Genomic DNA, 16,121 nt, shown 5'->3' with positions numbered 1-16,121 from the left:
CTCCCACAGTTTTTTGTGCGACCCATGCGGCAAAGCCGCCCCACTCAACACAATGAGCGCAAGCTCGAGTGCAGCTCTTGATCGCGAGCGCCCGTCGGCAGGCTGAGTGGAGGGATTGATCCGGGGGTGGGAGCGCAGCGACCGTTTGGCGCAGCCAAACACATCGAGAGGAGGTGCAGCGCAGCAAACCGGAGGCGATGCCCCCGGAACAATCCCGGAGCGAAGGAACCCGAGCCTAAGCGAGGGCCGAACGTCAGGGCAAAAGACCTTTGGTTACTTTGGGGCGTTTGCCAAAGTGACCCGCCGTCAGGGCGGAACCCTAAGCAGCCATTACCGCAGCAACGGATATGCACCCAGCCAGAGCATCACTACGAATTCCGCCCCTTGATCCGCTTGCTCAAAAACTCGAAATACTCCTCGCGCATCTCCGCCGTCTCATTCACCAGATGATGCCGCCCCTCAGGCAGCAGCAAGATCTGCGGCCGGTCAAACTTCCACTTCAACACTTGCAGGTTATGCGGCCAGTCCACCGTCATGTCGGCCTGACCCTGAATAATCAGCGGCCGGCGCGGACTCTTCTTCGCATACTCGACCCGACTGATCCAGCGCGACAACGCACCGACCCACGCCGTCGGCAAACGCAACGGCTGTAACGGATCGGCCTGCAGAAACGGCAGAAAATCCGGATCATTGGAGTTCTCGCTGAATCGCCGTGGCAGCCCTCGAACAAAGGGCCGCAGCAGGTAATAACTCAGCTGCGACCAGCCCCAGGCGCGCGGACGTACCAGCGGCGCGAGCAGAATCAATTGCCCCTGCGCCGGACTGTCTTCGCCATGATTGAGCACATGGTCAACCACGATTGCTGCGCCAGTGCTCTGCCCGCACAAGTGCCACGGCTGCGGCAGCGCAATCGAACGCGCCTCGGCGAACAGAGCTTGAAGAGCATCCTGATATTCAGAGAAATCGCGGATGTTGGCTCGCGCACCGCTCGACAGTCCATGCCCCGGCAAGTCGCAGGCGATCACCGCAAAATCCTGGTCCAGCGCCCACTCGATCAGATGCCGATACAGCCCGGTGTGATCGTAATAACCGTGCAACAAAACCAGCGTGGCTTTGGCCTTTTCCGGCCACCAGCAATGGCTGACCAGTTCATAACCGTTGACCTCGAAGCGGCCCATGCCGCGCCATACATCGCGATCCGGGAAATCGGTCTGGTAGAAGCGTTGATAAGCCTTGGCCTCATCCGACAACGGCTGCCACTCGGCCAAAGGCTTGAGGCTGGCGCGTAAATGATCGGGGTCGAAAGTGGCAGGCATGAGGCAATTCCAAAACGGTAAACGGACTTTATCGGTCTGCGATATTCATCTGTCGGAGCAAGCATGGCAAGCTAGCCGATCTCTCAAGGATCGAAAACCATGCGTTCGCCGTACCGCACCGCACTGTTTGCCAGCCTGCTCGCGCTAGTCTGCGCCGGGGTATTGTGGGCGGCGTATGACTGGTTTCAGGGGCGTTACCTGCGCGCATTCAGCGAGCACACGGCGGTGTTTTCCGGTGATCCGCTGCGCCTGCCGGATGATCTGGCCGGCCCCGGCAGTATTCGTCTTGTGCATTTCTGGGACCCGGCTTGCCCGTGCAACGTTGGCAATCAACAGCACCTGACGGAAATGGTCGAGCAGTTCAGCGCCAAGGGCGTGGAGTTTTTCGCCGTGCAGCGACCCGGCAGCCAAGGCCAATTGCCCGCCACCCTCAGCAGTCTGAAAAGCATCGCGGTGCTACCCGGCTCCGAGCAGATTCCCGCCAGCCCGGCCGTGGCGATCTGGGATCGTAGCGGCAAACTCGCGTACTTCGGCCCGTACAGCGAAGGCCTGACCTGCAACTCCAGCAACAGTTTTATCGAACCGATTTTGCAAGCCCTGAGCGATGATCGTCCGGTCAACGCCACCCACACGTTGGCGGTGGGTTGCTATTGCCCGTGGCCGGCCGAAACCCGATAAGGCATTCCGGACTTTTCGAGGACGGCGATGCGCAGCAGCCAGGGTCTGTGCTAATTGTTGCCAGCCCGCACGGATGACCATCCGCATCGCACAAGGAGTCACCATGAAACGCGTCTTCACCGTTCTTGGCTTGCTGATCGTCGCGCTACTGGTTGCGGTGGGCTGGTATGGGTACAGCAAGCAACCGACGCGTCAGGGCCAGGTCGAGCTGCGCAACCTGCAAGGCTCGGTGACCGTGCGTTACGACGAGCGCGGCGTGCCGCACATTCGCGCCGACAACGAAACCGATCTGTATCGCGCCCTCGGCTACGTGCATGCGCAGGATCGGCTGTTCCAGATGGAAGCCATGCGCCGCCTCGCCCGTGGCGAACTGGCCGAAGTGCTCGGGCCAAAACTGCTCGACACCGACAAACTGTTCCGCAGCCTGCGCATTCGCGAGCGCGCTGCCACTTACGTGGCCAATCTGGACAAACAGTCACCGGCGTGGAAGGCCCTGCAAGCCTATCTCGACGGCATCAACCAATATCAGGACAGCCACGCCGCGCCGGTCGAGTTCGACGTCCTGGGCATTCCCAAGCGGCCGTTCACCGCCGAAGACAGCATCAGCGTCGCCGGCTACATGGCTTACAGCTTCGCGGCGGCGTTTCGCACCGAACCGCTGATGACCTACGTGCGCGATCAACTCGGCGCGGATTACCTGAATGTCTTCGATCTTGAATGGCAGCCCAAAGGTGTGCTGGTCAAACAGCGCACGCCGGCGCCGTCGCTGAACGTCGCGGACTGGCAGAACCTCACCGCTCTCGCCCGCGTCAGCGAGCAGGCATTGATCGACAATGGCTTGCCGCAGTTCGAGGGCAGCAACGCCTGGGTCATCTCCGGAAGTCGCAGCAAGAGTGCCAAGCCATTACTGGCTGGCGATCCGCACATCCGGTTCTCGGTGCCTTCGGTCTGGTACGAGGCGCAATTGTCGGCGCCGGGCTTTGATCTGTACGGGCATCATCAGGCGCTGGTGCCGTTCGCGTTCCTCGGGCACAACATGGATTTCGGCTGGAGCCTGACCATGTTCCAGAACGATGACCTCGATCTGATCGCCGAGAAGGTCAACCCTGACAATCCGAATCAGGTCTGGTATCGCGGCCAGTGGACCGACATGGTCAGCACCCAGCAGCAAATTGCGGTGAAGGGCCAGGCGCCGGTGACCATCACTCTGCGCCAGTCACCCCACGGCCCGATCGTTAATGACGCACTCGGCACGGCTGCCGGCAAAACCCCGATTGCCATGTGGTGGGCGTTCCTCGAAACGCCGAATCCGATCCTTGAAGGTTTCTACCAGCTCAATCGAGCCGACACCCTGACCAAGGCCCGCGCCGCAGCCGCCAAGGTGCAGGCGCCGGGGCTGAACATCGTCTACGCCAACGCCAAGGGTGACATCGCCTGGTGGGCCTCGGCGTTGCTGCCCAAGCGTCCGGCCGGGGTGAAGCCGGGTTTCATTCTCGACGGCAGCAGCCATCAGGCGGACAAGGACGGTTACTACCCGTTTAGCGCCAACCCGCAGGAAGAAAACCCGGCGCGCGGCTATATCGTCTCGGCCAACTTCCAGCCCGTTTCGCCGACCGGGATGGAGATTCCTGGTTACTACAACCTCGCCGACCGTGGCCAGCAACTCAATCGCCAACTCAGCGACAAGAGCGTGAAGTGGGACAACGAGGCCAATCAGCAATTGCAACTGGGCACTGCCACCGGTTACGGCCAGCGTCTGTTGGCGCCGTTACTGCCAGTGCTGCGCGAAGTGGTGAGCAATCCCGTCGAGTTGAAACTGGTCGAGCAACTCGCGCAGTGGCAAGGCGACTATCCGCTGGACTCGGTCAAGGCGACGCTGTTCAACCAGTTTCTCTATGACCTCGCGGATGCGGCGATGCGTGATGAACTGGGCAATGATTTCTTCGAGACATTGCTGTCGACGCGGGTGATTGATTCGGCGTTGCCGCGTCTGGCGGCGAATGCCGACTCAGCGTGGTGGGACAACCGCAACACACCGACGAAAGAGACCCGCGCCGATACCGTGCGCGCCGCATGGCAGGCGAGCATGGCGCATCTGAAATCGACCTTGGGTGATGACGCATCGGGCTGGCAGTGGGGCAAGGCGCATACCCTGAGCCATGGCCATCCGCTGGGTCAGCAGAAGCCGCTGGAGCGGATCTTCAATGTCGGCCCGTTCGCGGCGCCCGGCTCCCATGAAGTGCCAAACAATTTGTCCGCCAAGATCGGCCCGGCGCCATGGCCGGTGACTTACGGGCCTTCGACGCGGCGGCTGGTGGACTTTGCTGACCCGGCGCACAGTTTGACGATTAATCCGGTTGGCCAGAGTGGCGTGCCGTTTGATCGTCACTATGAGGATCAGGCGGAGGCGTATGTCGACGGGATGTATGTGCAGGCGCATTTCAGTGATGAAGAGGTGACGGCGAATACTCGGAGTACGTTGAAGTTGTTGCCCAAGCGTGCACCTTGAAAAGCCCCTCACCCCAGCCCTCCCGAAACGTCGGACCGCCCGGAGGGAGAGGGGGCCGACCGAGGAGTCTTACGTCATACATCGACCTGAAATAGCTGTGCCGATTATGGATTCAATAAAGTGCGACCACGACGGCGTAACTCTTGAATATCCCCCAATCGGCTCCCTCTACCTCCGGGCGGTCCGACGTTTCGGGAGGGCTGGGGTGAGGGCCGGCAATCTCAAGCCTGCCCTAACCCTCAAACCCTGATCACACTTTGTGATCAGCCCCATGACTGCTTACGCCGCTCCCGGTGCCGGTGCCCGGCGCGCGTCCGGTTGTTTCCACGAGTCAGCTGCGCTTTCGTCGATGGCTTGCTGGATGGCTTTCTTGCGTGCTTCTTCGGCGCGGCGGCTGAAGAACCAGACCATGAAGGTCACGATCGACACCGCCAGCAGAATCAGGCTGGCGACAGCGTTGATCTCAGGCTTCACGCCCAGACGCACCGCCGAGAACACTTCCATCGGCAAGGTCGTCGAACCCGGCCCGGACACGAAACTCGCCAACACCAGGTCATCCAGCGACAAGGCGAACGACATCATGCCGCCCGCCGCCAGCGAAGGGGCGATCATCGGGATGGTGATCAGGAAGAACACCTTCCACGGCCGCGCCCCCAGATCCATCGCTGCTTCTTCGATCGACAGGTCCAGCTCACGCAGACGCGCCGACACCACCACCGCCACATACGCCGCACAAAACGTCGTGTGGGCGATCCAGATGGTGACGATGCCGCGTTCCTGCGGCCAGCCGATCATCTGCGCCATGGCCACAAACAGCAGCAACAGCGACAGACCGGTGATCACTTCCGGCATTACCAGCGGCGCCGTCACCAGACCGCCGAACAGCGTGCGGCCCTTGAAGTGCGTGATGCGCGTCAGCACGAACGCCGCCAACGTACCCAGCGCTACGGCGGCCACCGCCGTGTAGCAGGCGATTTCCAGCGAACGCAACACCGAGCCCATCAGTTGCGAGTTGTCGAGCAGGCCGACGTACCATTTGATCGACCATCCGCCCCACACCGTCACCAGTTTCGAGGCGTTGAACGAGTAGATCACCAGGATCAGCATCGGCAGATAGATGAACAACAGGCCGAGCACCAGCATCAGGCTGGAGAAACGGATGCGCTTCATTCTTTACCCTCCATTTCCTTGGCCTGACTGCGGTTGAACAGGATGATCGGCACAATCAGGATCGCCAGCATCACCACCGCCAGCGCGGACGCTACCGGCCAGTCACGGTTGTTGAAGAACTCTTGCCAGAGCACTTTACCGATCATCAGGGTTTCCGGACCGCCGAGCAGTTCCGGGATCACGAACTCGCCCACGACCGGGATGAACACCAGCATGCAGCCGGCGATGATGCCGTTCTTCGACAGTGGAATAGTGATCTTCCAGAAGCTGTTGAAGGTGCTCGAACCCAGATCGGACGCGGCTTCCAGCAAGCTGTTGTCGTGCTTCACCAGATTCGCGTAGAGCGGCAGGATCATGAACGGCAGGTACGAATAGACCACGCCGATATACACAGCGAGGTTGGTGTTGAGGATCTGCAATGGCTCATCGATAAAGCCCATGCTCATCAGGAAACCGTTGAGCAGACCGTTGTTGCTGAGGATGCCCATCCACGCATACACGCGGATCAGAATCGCGGTCCAGGTCGGCATCATGATCAACAGCACCAGCACGGTTTGCATCTCTTTGCGCGCGCTGGCGATGGCATAGGCCATCGGGTAGCCGATTAGCAGACAGAGGACGGTGCTGATCAGCGCCATCTTCAGCGAGCCGAGGTAGGCGGCGATGTACAACTCGTCGTCGCCAAGCATCGCGTAGTTACCGAGGTTCAGCAGCAGTTGCAGCTTCTGCTCGGCAAAGGTGTAGATCTCGGTGTACGGCGGAATCGCCACGTCGGCTTCGGCGAAGCTGATCTTCAGGACGATGAAGAACGGCAGCATGAAGAACAGGAACAGCCAGATGAACGGAACCCCGATGACCAGCTGACGGCCATTTGGAATTATTCGATTAATGCGCCGTTTGAACTTGCGCATGTTCATGAGCGAAGTACCACGCCGCTGTCGTCTTCCCAGTACACGAAAACCTGATCGCCCCAGGTCGGACGTGCACCGCGACGTTCGGCGTTGGCCACGAACGACTGCACCAGTTTGCCGCTCGGCAATTCGACGTAGAACACCGAGTGGCCGCCGAGGTAGGCAATGTCATGCACTTTGCCGCTCGACCAGTTGTACTCGCAGGTCGGCATTTCGGCGGTGACCAGCAGTTTCTCCGGACGGATCGCGTAGGTCACGGATTTGTCCTGCACCGAGGTGCTGATGCCGTGGCCGACGTAGATCTGCCGGTCGAGATCCTTGCAGGTGATGGTCGCGTAGCCTTCGGCGTCGTCGATCACTTCGCCTTCGAAGATGTTCACGTTGCCGATGAATTCGCAGACCAGGCGGCTGGTCGGGGTTTCGTAGATGTCGATCGGGCTGCCAATCTGCGCGATCCAGCCGAGATGCATGATCGCGATGCGCTCGGCCATGGTCATGGCCTCTTCCTGGTCGTGAGTCACCATCACGCAGGTCACACCCACGCGTTCGATGATTTCCACCAGTTCCAGCTGCATCTGCGAACGCAGTTTTTTATCCAGCGCGCCCATCGGCTCGTCGAGCAGCAACAGCTTCGGCCGCTTGGCCAGCGAACGTGCCAGCGCCACGCGCTGACGCTGACCGCCAGACAGTTGATGCGGCTTGCGCTTGGCGTACTGACTCATCTGCACCAGCTTGAGCATCTCGGCCACACGGGCCTCGACCTCGGCCTTGGGAATCTTGTCCTGCTGCAAACCGAAGGCGATGTTCTGCGCCACAGTCATGTGCGGGAACAAGGCGTAGGACTGGAACATCATGTTGATCGGACGTTCGTACGGCGGCATGTCGGTGATGTCGACGCCGTCGAGAAAAATGCGCCCCTCCGTGGGCCGTTCGAACCCTGCGAGCATGCGCAGCAGGGTGGATTTGCCCGATCCCGAACCGCCGAGCAGGGCGAAAATCTCGCCTTTTTTGATTTCCAGGGACACGTCGTCCACGGCAATCGTCTCGTCGAACTTCTTCGTGACCCGGTCGATTTTGACCAACACCTGTTTCGGTGTCTGGTCGCCCTCGAGGGCTTTCTTATAGGCGCCGGAGGCAACTGCCATTTACAAAACTCCCAGAAAAAAACAGTGCAGTTCGCCCAAGCGGACGAACCCAGGATAGTTTGTGCCTTACATGCCCGACTTGACCTTGGTCCAGCTGCGGGTCATCAGACGCTGAATGTTCGGTGGCAACTCGGTCGACACATAAGCCTTGTCGATTACGGCCTGCGGTGGATAAACCGACTCATCGGTGCGGATCGATTGCTCCATCAATTTGTCCGAACCCGGGTTCGGGTTGGCGTAACCGACGTAGTCACTGACCTGAGCGATCACCTCAGGTTTCAGCAGATAATTGATGAAGGCGTGGGCTTGCTTCACGTTCGACGAGTCCTTGGGAATCGCCAGCATGTCGAACCACAATGCGCCGCCCTCTTTCGGCACCGCGTAGGCGATGTTGACGCCCTTCTTGGCTTCTGCGGCACGGTTTTTCGCCTGGAAGATATCGCCGGAGAAACCGATCGCCACGCAGATATCGCCGTTGGCCAGATCGCCGATGTATTTCGAGGAATGGAAGTAGGTCACGTACGGGCGCACGGCGAGCAATTTGTCGGTGGCTTTCTCGTAATCCTTGGGGTTGGTGCTGTTGGCATCCAGGCCCAGATAGTTGAGCACCGTCGGCATCATTTCATCGGCCGAATCAAGGAACGCCACGCCGCAGCTTTGCAGCTTCTTGATGTTCTCCGGCTCGAACAGCACGCCCCACGAATCGATCTTGTCGACGCCAAGCACCGCCTTCACTTTATCGACGTTGTAACCGATGCCGTTGGTGCCCCACAGATACGGTACGGCGTACAGGTTGCCCGGATCGTTCTGCTCAAGACGCTTGAGCAGCATCGGGTCGAGGTTGGCGTAATTCGGCAGCTGCGCCTTATCGAGTTTCTGGAACGCGCCAGCCTTGATCTGCTTGCCGAGGAAGTGGTTCGACGGTACGACCACGTCGTAACCGGTACGTCCGGCGAGCAGCTTGCCTTCCAGGGTTTCGTTGGAATCGAACACGTCGTAGACCGGTTTGATCCCGGTGGCCTTCTGGAAGTCGGCCAGCGTCGATTCGCCGATGTAATCCGACCAGTTATAAATATGCACCGTACCGGCAGCCTGGGCGCCGACAGCGATTGTCAGGCCGGCAGTGACCAGCAGGGCATTGCGCAAAGAAGAAAAAACAGGCACGTGGAGGTCCTCTAAATTAGTTGGGCCCAAGTTGCCCCGCGCTGCATGACAGCCATGGCTGCCCGACAACAAAACCGGCGCGCAACTTACCCTCGAAAAACCGATCCAGCAAAACTTTCCGTCATTTAATTGTTCCGCTGACCGCCGTCGCGCAGACGACGGCCAGCGGGTGCTGCTTCAAACCGGATTATTTACCGGATTTGATCTTGGTCCAGCTGCGCGTGATCAGGCGCAAAGTAGCCGCGTCCAGATCGCTGATCGCGTAGAGCTGTTTCTTCACTTCAGCCGATGGATAGATGCTCGCATCGCTGGTGATGTCTTTGTCTACCAGAGGTGTAGCGGCCTTGTTGCCGTTCGGGAAACGCACGGCGTTGGTAATCTCGGCCATCACTTCCGGCTGCAGCAGGTAGTTCATGAACTTGTAGGCGGCTTCAACGTTGGTGGCGTCCTTCGGAATCGCAACCATGTCGTAGAAGGTACCGGCGCCTTCTTTCGGAATGGTGTAGGCCAGTTTGACCTTGTCACCGGCTTCCTTGGCGCGGGTTTTCGACTGCTCGAGGTCACCCGAGTAACCCACGGCCACGCAGATGTTGCCGTTGGCCAGGTCGGAGATGTACTTGGAGGAATGGAAGTAGCCGACCGAAGGGCGGATCTTCAGGAACAGATCTTCGGCGGCTTTCAGGTCAGCCTTGTCTTTGCTGTTGGTCGGCTTGCCCAGATAGTGCAATGCCGCCGGAATCATTTCGGTCGGCGCGTCAAGGAAACTCACGCCGCAGCTTTTGAGCTTCTCGATGTTTTCAGGCTTGAACACCACGTCCCAGGAATCGATTTTGTCGATGCCCAGCGCAGCCTTGACCTTCTCCGGGTTGTAGCCGATGCCGATCGAACCCCACATGTACGGGAAGGCATGCTTGTTGCCCGGGTCGCTGGCATCGCCGACGGCCTTGAGCAGGTCTTCGTCGAGGTTCTTCCAGTTTGGCAACCTGGACTTGTCCAGTTCCTGATACACGCCAGCCTTGATCTGCTTGGCGAGGAAGTTATTGGAAGGCACCACGATGTCGTAACCGGACTTGCCGGCGAGCAACTTGGCTTCCAGGGTTTCGTTGCTGTCGAAAACGTCATAGACAACTTTGATGCCCGACTCTTTTTCGAACTTGGCAACCGTATCCGGTGCGATGTAGTCGGACCAGTTGTAAACGTGCAACACCTTGTCGTCCGCTTGAACCGCACCCGCCATCACGCCCATCAGGGACATGGCGAGCAGAGTCTTGCCAGCGAGCTTTTTGCCTAATGCCTTCATGCGTTGATGCTCCAAATTTTTCTTTTTTGAACCACATTGTTCAGCGGCCGAACCCGGACAACTGGAACCGCGGCTAGTCTGGCAAGATCCAAGGCGGTCTTTCAAGAAAAGACCAGCCTTTGTGACAGCTTTGAGCGAAGTTGCAGCGCAGCCTTCGCTCAGAAGCCTAGCACTTAGCCCTGCAACGCACTCAGGGTCAGATCCAGACACTTGCGTGCCTTGGTCACCAACTCATCGATCTCCGCTTTGCTGATCACCAGCGGCGGCGCAATGATCATGGTGTCGCCAACCGCCCGCATGATCAGCCCGTTGTCGAAGCAGAACTGGCGGCAGATCATGCCCGCGCCACGCCCTTCGTAACGCTTGCGCGTGGCCTTGTCCTGCACCAGTTCGATGGCGCCCAGCAGACCGACGCCACGCACTTCACCCACCAACGGGTGATCGTTGAGTTCCCGCAGACGTTTCTGCAAATACGGTGCCGTTTCGTCGTGGGCGTTCTGGATAATTTTTTCGTCGCGCAGGATGCGGATGTTTTCCAGCCCCACCGCCGCCGCCACCGGGTGCCCGGAGTAGGTGAAGCCGTGGTTGAAATCGCCGCCCTCGTTGAGCACCGCGACCACTTCGTCTCGCACGATCAGGCCACCCATCGGGATGTAGCCGGAGGTCAGGCCTTTGGCGATGGTCATCATGTCCGGTTTGAGGTCGTAAAAATCGCTACCGAACCACTCACCGGTACGGCCGAACCCGCAGATCACTTCGTCGGCGACGAACAGGATGTCGTACTTGGCGAGGATTTCCTTCACGCGCGGCCAGTAGCTGTCTGGCGGAATGATCACGCCGCCCGCGCCCTGGATCGGCTCGGCAATGAACGCGCCGACGTTATCCACGCCGACTTCGAGAATCTTCTCTTCGAGCTGATTGGCCGCCCAGATGCCGAACTCTTCCGGCGACATGTCACCGCCTTCGGCGAACCAGTAAGGCTGGGCAATGTGCACGATGCCCGGGATCGGCAAGTCGCCCTGCTCGTGCATATAAGTCATGCCACCGAGGCTCGCGCCGGCCACGGTCGAACCGTGATAACCGTTCTTGCGGCTGATGATGACTTTCTTGTTCGGCTGGCCTTTGATCGCCCAGTAGTGGCGAACCATCCGCAGCATGGTGTCGTTGCCTTCGGAGCCGGATCCGGTGAAGAACACGTGGTTCATGCCTTCTGGCGCGATGTCGGCAATCGCCTTGGCCAGCTCCAGCGCCGGTGGGTGGGCGGTCTGGAAGAACAGATTGTAATAAGGCAGCTCGCGCATCTGTTTGCTGGCGGCGTCAGCCAGTTCATCACGACCGTAACCGATCGCCACGCACCACAGGCCGGCCATGCCGTCGAGAATCTTGTTGCCTTCGCTGTCCCAGAGGTACACGCCCTTGGCGCTGGTGATGATCCGCGGGCCTTTCTCTTTCAGCTGTTTGAAGTCGCTGAACGGCGCCAGGTGATGATCGTTGCTGAGGGCTTGCCACTCACGGGTTTGCGGGTTGTTGCTGGTCATGCCAATTCTCCTTGTTATCGGTGAAGGCGCGGCATTTTGAGCGCCGCGCCGGGCGCATCAGACGGCGAACAACAGGTATTCGCGCTCCCACGAACTGATCACGCGCTTGAAGTTTTCATGCTCGGCCCGCTTGACCGCGACATAGCCGGTGATGAAGGTCTTGCCGAGGTATTTCTCGACGGTCGAGCTGTTTTCCATGCGCTCCAGCGCGTCCTCAATGGTCAGCGGCAGACGCAGGTTTCTGCGTTCGTAACCACGGCCCACCACCGGCGCGCTCGGGTTGAGGCCTTCGACCATGCCGATGTAACCGCAGAGCAGGCTCGCGGCAATCGCCAGGTACGGGTTGGCGTCGGCGCCCGGCAGGCGGTTTTCCACCCGACGGTTTTGCGGACCGGCATCCGGCACGCGCAGGCCGACGGTGCGGTTTTCTTCGCCCCACTCCACGTTCACCGGCGCCGAGGTGTCCGGCAGGAAGCGGCGGAACGAGTTGACGTTCGGCGCGAACAGCGGCAGCAATTCCGGGATCAGTTTCTGCAAGCCACCGATGTGGTGCAGGAACAACTGGCTCATGCTCCCGTCTTCATTGGAGAAGACGTTCTTGCCGGTCTCGATGTCGATGATGCTCTGGTGCAGGTGCATCGCGCTGCCCGGCTCGCCGGTCATTGGCTTGGCCATGAAGGTCGCCGCCACGTTGTGCTTGAGCGCCGCTTCGCGCATGGTGCGTTTGAACACCAGAATCTGGTCGGCCAGCGACAGTGCGTCGCCGTGACGGAAGTTGATTTCCATCTGCGCCGTGCCGTCTTCGTGGATCAGCGTGTCGAGGTCCAGTTCCTGCAATTCGCACCAGTCGTAAACGTCTTCGAACAGCGGATCGAATTCGTTCGCCGCTTCGATGGAGAACGACTGACGACCGATTTCCGGACGCCCGGAACGGCCGACCGGCGGTTGCAGCGGATAGTCGGGGTCGTCGCTGCGTTTGGTCAGGTAGAACTCCATTTCCGGCGCCACGATTGGCTGCCAGCCCTTGTCGGAATAGAGTTTCAGAACCTTCTTCAGCACGTTGCGCGGCGACAGCTCGATCGGATTGCCTTGCTTGTCGTAGGTATCGTGGATCACCTGCGCGGTCGGCTCGATGGCCCACGGCACGACGAAAACGGCGTTCTGGTCGGGGCGGCAGATCATGTCGATGTCGGCCGGGTCGAGCAGTTCGTAATAGATGTCGTCTTCGACGTAATCGCCGGTCACGGTCTGCAACAGAACACTTTCTGGCAGGCGCATGCCCTTTTCGGCGATGAATTTGTTGGTCGGCGAAATCTTGCCCCGGGTGATCCCGGTCAAGTCGGCGATCATGCATTCGACTTCTGTGATCTTGTGGTCTTTCAACCAATCGGTGAGCTGGTCGAGGTTGTTACTCATAAATGCCTCTGGGCTGAGTCTCCTGACGCGTGTCAGGCAAAGTTTGACGCACGGGGCGTCGCGTGTAGGGCTTGCTTGCGCGCAGTGTCGGCTTACGCCGGGCACCGCGCCAAGACAATGAACGAGGAGCTTACCTGCCCTTTACGCTGGCGTTGCATTTCCTGTGCACATCCGGCGCGTGCAGAATCACGAGCACGGCCATAGGCACCGCGCAGGCCGGGGATGTGAAACAGATCTATATTGAAGAGAGAACCGCTAAAGAGGATGCTGGGTCGTGCGTCCAGAATGGAAGACGTTGCCGCATGATCTGCCCTGTACCGGGAAATCGCTGACAAGCCGCGCGCCTTGCTGGCTGCGCTGTGGACGGACGTATCGCCACTGATGTGATGAGCATGCAGACCGCGCTGCAATGAGCAGTCGGTGACGCCGATTATCGGCAGGCGAGACATGAAGCACCCCGGTATTATTGCTGTTATGGGTTTGATCGGAGCTTAGCCTTGTTCATTTTTTTACACAACACCCCCGTAAAAAATACAACACGGCCCGCTCAAGCCTGCGGATGGCGCAGCGTGCGAAGGTAAAAAAACGCCCAAAACTGCCCCATAAATGCCCTCGCGGCGCTTTTTTAGGGCAAAAAAGGCCTCGCTTGACTTCGGCAGGCCGTTCGGGTTGACTGAAACCAGAAAAGATCAATGATTGATATTTTTAACAACAAAGGTGTTGCATCATGTCGGTACCCCCGCGTGCCGTTCAGCTCAACGAAGCGAACGCGTTCCTTAAGGAACATCCTGAGGTTCTGTACGTCGACCTTCTGATTGCGGATATGAATGGTGTGGTGCGCGGCAAGCGCATCGAACGCACCAGCCTCCACAAGGTTTACGAGAAAGGCATCAACCTGCCGGCCTCTCTATTTGCTCTGGATATCAATGGTTCGACGGTGGAAAGCACCGGCCTGGGCCTGGACATCGGCGACGCCGATCGTATCTGCTATCCAATCCCCGATACCCTGTGCAACGAGCCATGGCAGAAGCGCCCTACCGCGCAACTGTTGATGACCATGCACGAACTCGAAGGCCAGCCATTCTTCGCCGACCCGCGTGAAGTGCTGGCCAACGTGGTGCGCAAGTTCGACGAAATGGGCCTGACCATCTGCGCCGCGTTCGAACTCGAGTTCTACCTGATCGACCAGGAGAACGTGAACGGTCGTCCGCAACCGCCACGCTCGCCGGTTTCCGGTAAGCGCCCGCACTCGACTCAGGTCTACCTGATCGACGACCTCGACGAATACGTCGACTGCCTCCAGGACATTCTGGAAGGTGCCAAAGAGCAAGGCATCCCGGCCGACGCCATCGTCAAGGAAAGTGCCCCGGCGCAGTTCGAAGTGAACCTGCACCACGTCGCCGACCCGATCAAGGCTTGCGACTACGCGGTACTGCTCAAGCGCCTGATCAAGAACATCGCCTACGACCATGAAATGGACACCACCTTCATGGCCAAGCCGTATCCGGGCCAGGCGGGCAATGGTCTGCACGTACACATTTCGATTCTGGACAAAGAAGGCAAAAACATTTTTGCCAGCGAGGATCCCGAGCAGAACGCCGCGCTGCGTCACGCGATCGGCGGTGTGCTCGAGACCCTGCCGGCGCAGATGGCTTTCCTCTGCCCGAACGTCAACTCCTACCGTCGTTTCGGCGCACAGTTCTACGTGCCGAACTCGCCGTGCTGGGGCCTGGACAACCGCACCGTAGCGATACGCGTGCCGACCGGTGCAGCCGATTCAGTGCGCATCGAACACCGGGTTGCCGGTGCTGATGCCAACCCGTATTTGCTGATGGCTTCGGTTCTGGCGGGCGTGCACCACGGCCTGACCAACAAGATCGAGCCGGGCGCTCCGGTCGAAGGCAACAGTTACGAGCAGAACGAGCAAAGCCTGCCGAACAACTTGCGCGATGCCTTGCGTGAGCTGGATGACAGCGATGTGATGGCCAAATACATCGATCCGAAGTACATCGATATCTTCGTCGCCTGTAAGGAAAGTGAGCTGGAGGAGTTCGAACACTCCATCTCCGACCTTGAGTACAACTGGTACCTGCATACCGTTTAAGCGGATTGCAGCTGCAAAAAACGCCGTGGGCTAACTTAAGCCCACGGCGTTTTTTTATGGCCGCCTTCGGCGGATCGCTGGCAAGCCAGCTCCCACGGGGATCTGGCGCAGACACAGATTTTGAGTACAACACAAAACCTGTGGGAGCTGGCTTGCCAGCGATGGCGTCGTGGCAGACAACACACAAACCGGCTCGTACAATGCCCGCTGCCCCGCAGGAGACTTTCATGACGCGTCCCGCCCCCGTTCGCAAACCCCGTGCCCGTAGCCAGGCGCGGATCGATTCGATTCTCGATGCCGCGCGCACGCTGCTCGCCACCGAGGGCGTGGCCAGCCTGTCGATTTACAGCGTTGCCGAGCGCGCGCAGATTCCGCCCTCCTCGGTCTACCACTTCTTCGCCAGCGTCCCGGCGCTGCTCGAAGCGTTGACCGCCGATGTGCACGCGGCATTTCGCGCCTGCCTGCAAGCACCCATCGACCACGCCGCCCTGCGCGACTGGCGTGACCTGTCGCGCCTGGTCGAACAACGCATGCTGGAAATCTATGGCGAAGATGCCGCCGCCCGCCAACTGATTCTGGCGCAGCACGGTTTGACTGAAGTCACCCAGGCCGACCGTCAGCACGATCTCGAACTGGGCGACCTGATGCACAAACTGTTCGATCATCACTTCGAGCTGCCAAGGCTACCGGACGATGTCGATGTGTTTGCCCTGGCGATGGAGTTGGGCGACCGCGTCTACGCGCGCTCGGTACAGCAGCACGGGCAGATCACCCCGCGCATGGCCGAGGAAGGCATGCGCGTATTCGACGCTTACATCGGTTTGTACCTGCCGCCGTATCTGCCCAAACGCCCGGCCCCGGCGGGCTGAA

Annotated in this window: 13 protein-coding genes; 4 read left to right on the top strand and 9 right to left on the bottom strand. The window is 59.6% G+C overall.

The window, feature by feature from the left end:
• Positions 1 to 368: 368 nt before the first annotated feature.
• A complete protein-coding gene (locus tag ACOI8A_RS13805) occupies positions 369 to 1,316 on the bottom strand; it encodes an alpha/beta hydrolase (protein ID WP_420647416.1) in 948 nt (315 codons plus the stop codon).
• 99 nt (positions 1,317 to 1,415) lie between these two features.
• On the opposite strand from ACOI8A_RS13805, the gene ACOI8A_RS13800 reads away from it, so the two are divergent.
• Entirely contained in the window at positions 1,416 to 1,994 is a 579-nt protein-coding gene (locus ACOI8A_RS13800; protein WP_420647417.1) for a DUF6436 domain-containing protein, read from the top strand.
• A 103-nt stretch (positions 1,995 to 2,097) separates the two neighbouring features.
• On the top strand, positions 2,098 to 4,503 hold the full coding sequence (locus ACOI8A_RS13795; RefSeq protein ID WP_420647418.1) for a penicillin acylase family protein: 2,406 nt from the start codon (positions 2,098 to 2,100) through the stop codon (positions 4,501 to 4,503).
• 279 nt (positions 4,504 to 4,782) lie between these two features.
• On the opposite strand, the gene ACOI8A_RS13790 is transcribed toward ACOI8A_RS13795, so the two are convergent.
• The 8 genes from ACOI8A_RS13790 to ACOI8A_RS13755 form a co-directional block, all read right to left on the bottom strand.
• Entirely contained in the window at positions 4,783 to 5,673 is an 891-nt protein-coding gene (locus tag ACOI8A_RS13790) for an ABC transporter permease subunit (RefSeq protein WP_420647419.1), read from the bottom strand.
• Positions 5,670 to 6,551, bottom strand: a complete 882-nt coding sequence (locus tag ACOI8A_RS13785; protein WP_420647527.1) for an ABC transporter permease subunit — start codon at positions 6,549 to 6,551, stop codon at positions 5,670 to 5,672. Before ACOI8A_RS13785 ends, ACOI8A_RS13790 begins: the two co-directional genes overlap by 4 nt.
• A gap of 35 nt (positions 6,552 to 6,586) precedes the next feature.
• A complete protein-coding gene (locus ACOI8A_RS13780) occupies positions 6,587 to 7,729 on the bottom strand; it encodes an ABC transporter ATP-binding protein (protein WP_420647420.1) in 1,143 nt (380 codons plus the stop codon).
• Positions 7,730 to 7,795: 66 nt separating this feature from the next.
• On the bottom strand, positions 7,796 to 8,893 hold the full coding sequence (locus ACOI8A_RS13775) for a polyamine ABC transporter substrate-binding protein (protein WP_420647421.1): 1,098 nt from the start codon (positions 8,891 to 8,893) through the stop codon (positions 7,796 to 7,798).
• A gap of 187 nt (positions 8,894 to 9,080) precedes the next feature.
• Positions 9,081 to 10,193, bottom strand: a complete 1,113-nt coding sequence (locus ACOI8A_RS13770) for a polyamine ABC transporter substrate-binding protein (protein WP_420647422.1) — start codon at positions 10,191 to 10,193, stop codon at positions 9,081 to 9,083.
• Positions 10,194 to 10,366: 173 nt separating this feature from the next.
• A complete protein-coding gene (locus ACOI8A_RS13765; RefSeq protein WP_420647423.1) occupies positions 10,367 to 11,731 on the bottom strand; it encodes an aspartate aminotransferase family protein in 1,365 nt (454 codons plus the stop codon).
• Positions 11,732 to 11,788: 57 nt separating this feature from the next.
• Positions 11,789 to 13,147: a glutamine synthetase family protein gene (locus tag ACOI8A_RS13760; RefSeq protein WP_420647424.1), complete on the bottom strand. Its 1,359-nt coding sequence runs from the start codon at positions 13,145 to 13,147 to the stop codon at positions 11,789 to 11,791.
• A 92-nt stretch (positions 13,148 to 13,239) separates the two neighbouring features.
• Entirely contained in the window at positions 13,240 to 13,596 is a 357-nt protein-coding gene (locus ACOI8A_RS13755; RefSeq protein WP_420647425.1) for a glutamine amidotransferase, read from the bottom strand.
• A 278-nt stretch (positions 13,597 to 13,874) separates the two neighbouring features.
• Between ACOI8A_RS13755 and ACOI8A_RS13750 the strand changes: the two genes are divergently transcribed.
• A complete protein-coding gene (locus ACOI8A_RS13750) occupies positions 13,875 to 15,251 on the top strand; it encodes a glutamine synthetase family protein (protein WP_420647426.1) in 1,377 nt (458 codons plus the stop codon).
• Positions 15,252 to 15,478: 227 nt separating this feature from the next.
• Complete coding sequence (locus ACOI8A_RS13745; protein ID WP_420647427.1) at positions 15,479 to 16,120, top strand: TetR/AcrR family transcriptional regulator; 642 nt, start codon at positions 15,479 to 15,481, stop codon at positions 16,118 to 16,120.
• The last annotated feature ends 1 nt before the right edge of the window (position 16,121 follow it).

The organism is Pseudomonas sp. P4795 (genome assembly GCF_048822895.1).
In the GTDB taxonomy this organism is placed as follows: Bacteria; Pseudomonadota; Gammaproteobacteria; order Pseudomonadales; family Pseudomonadaceae; genus Aquipseudomonas.
Note: the sequence above shows the minus strand (reverse complement) of the source record. Positions and strands in the feature narration are given on the sequence as shown.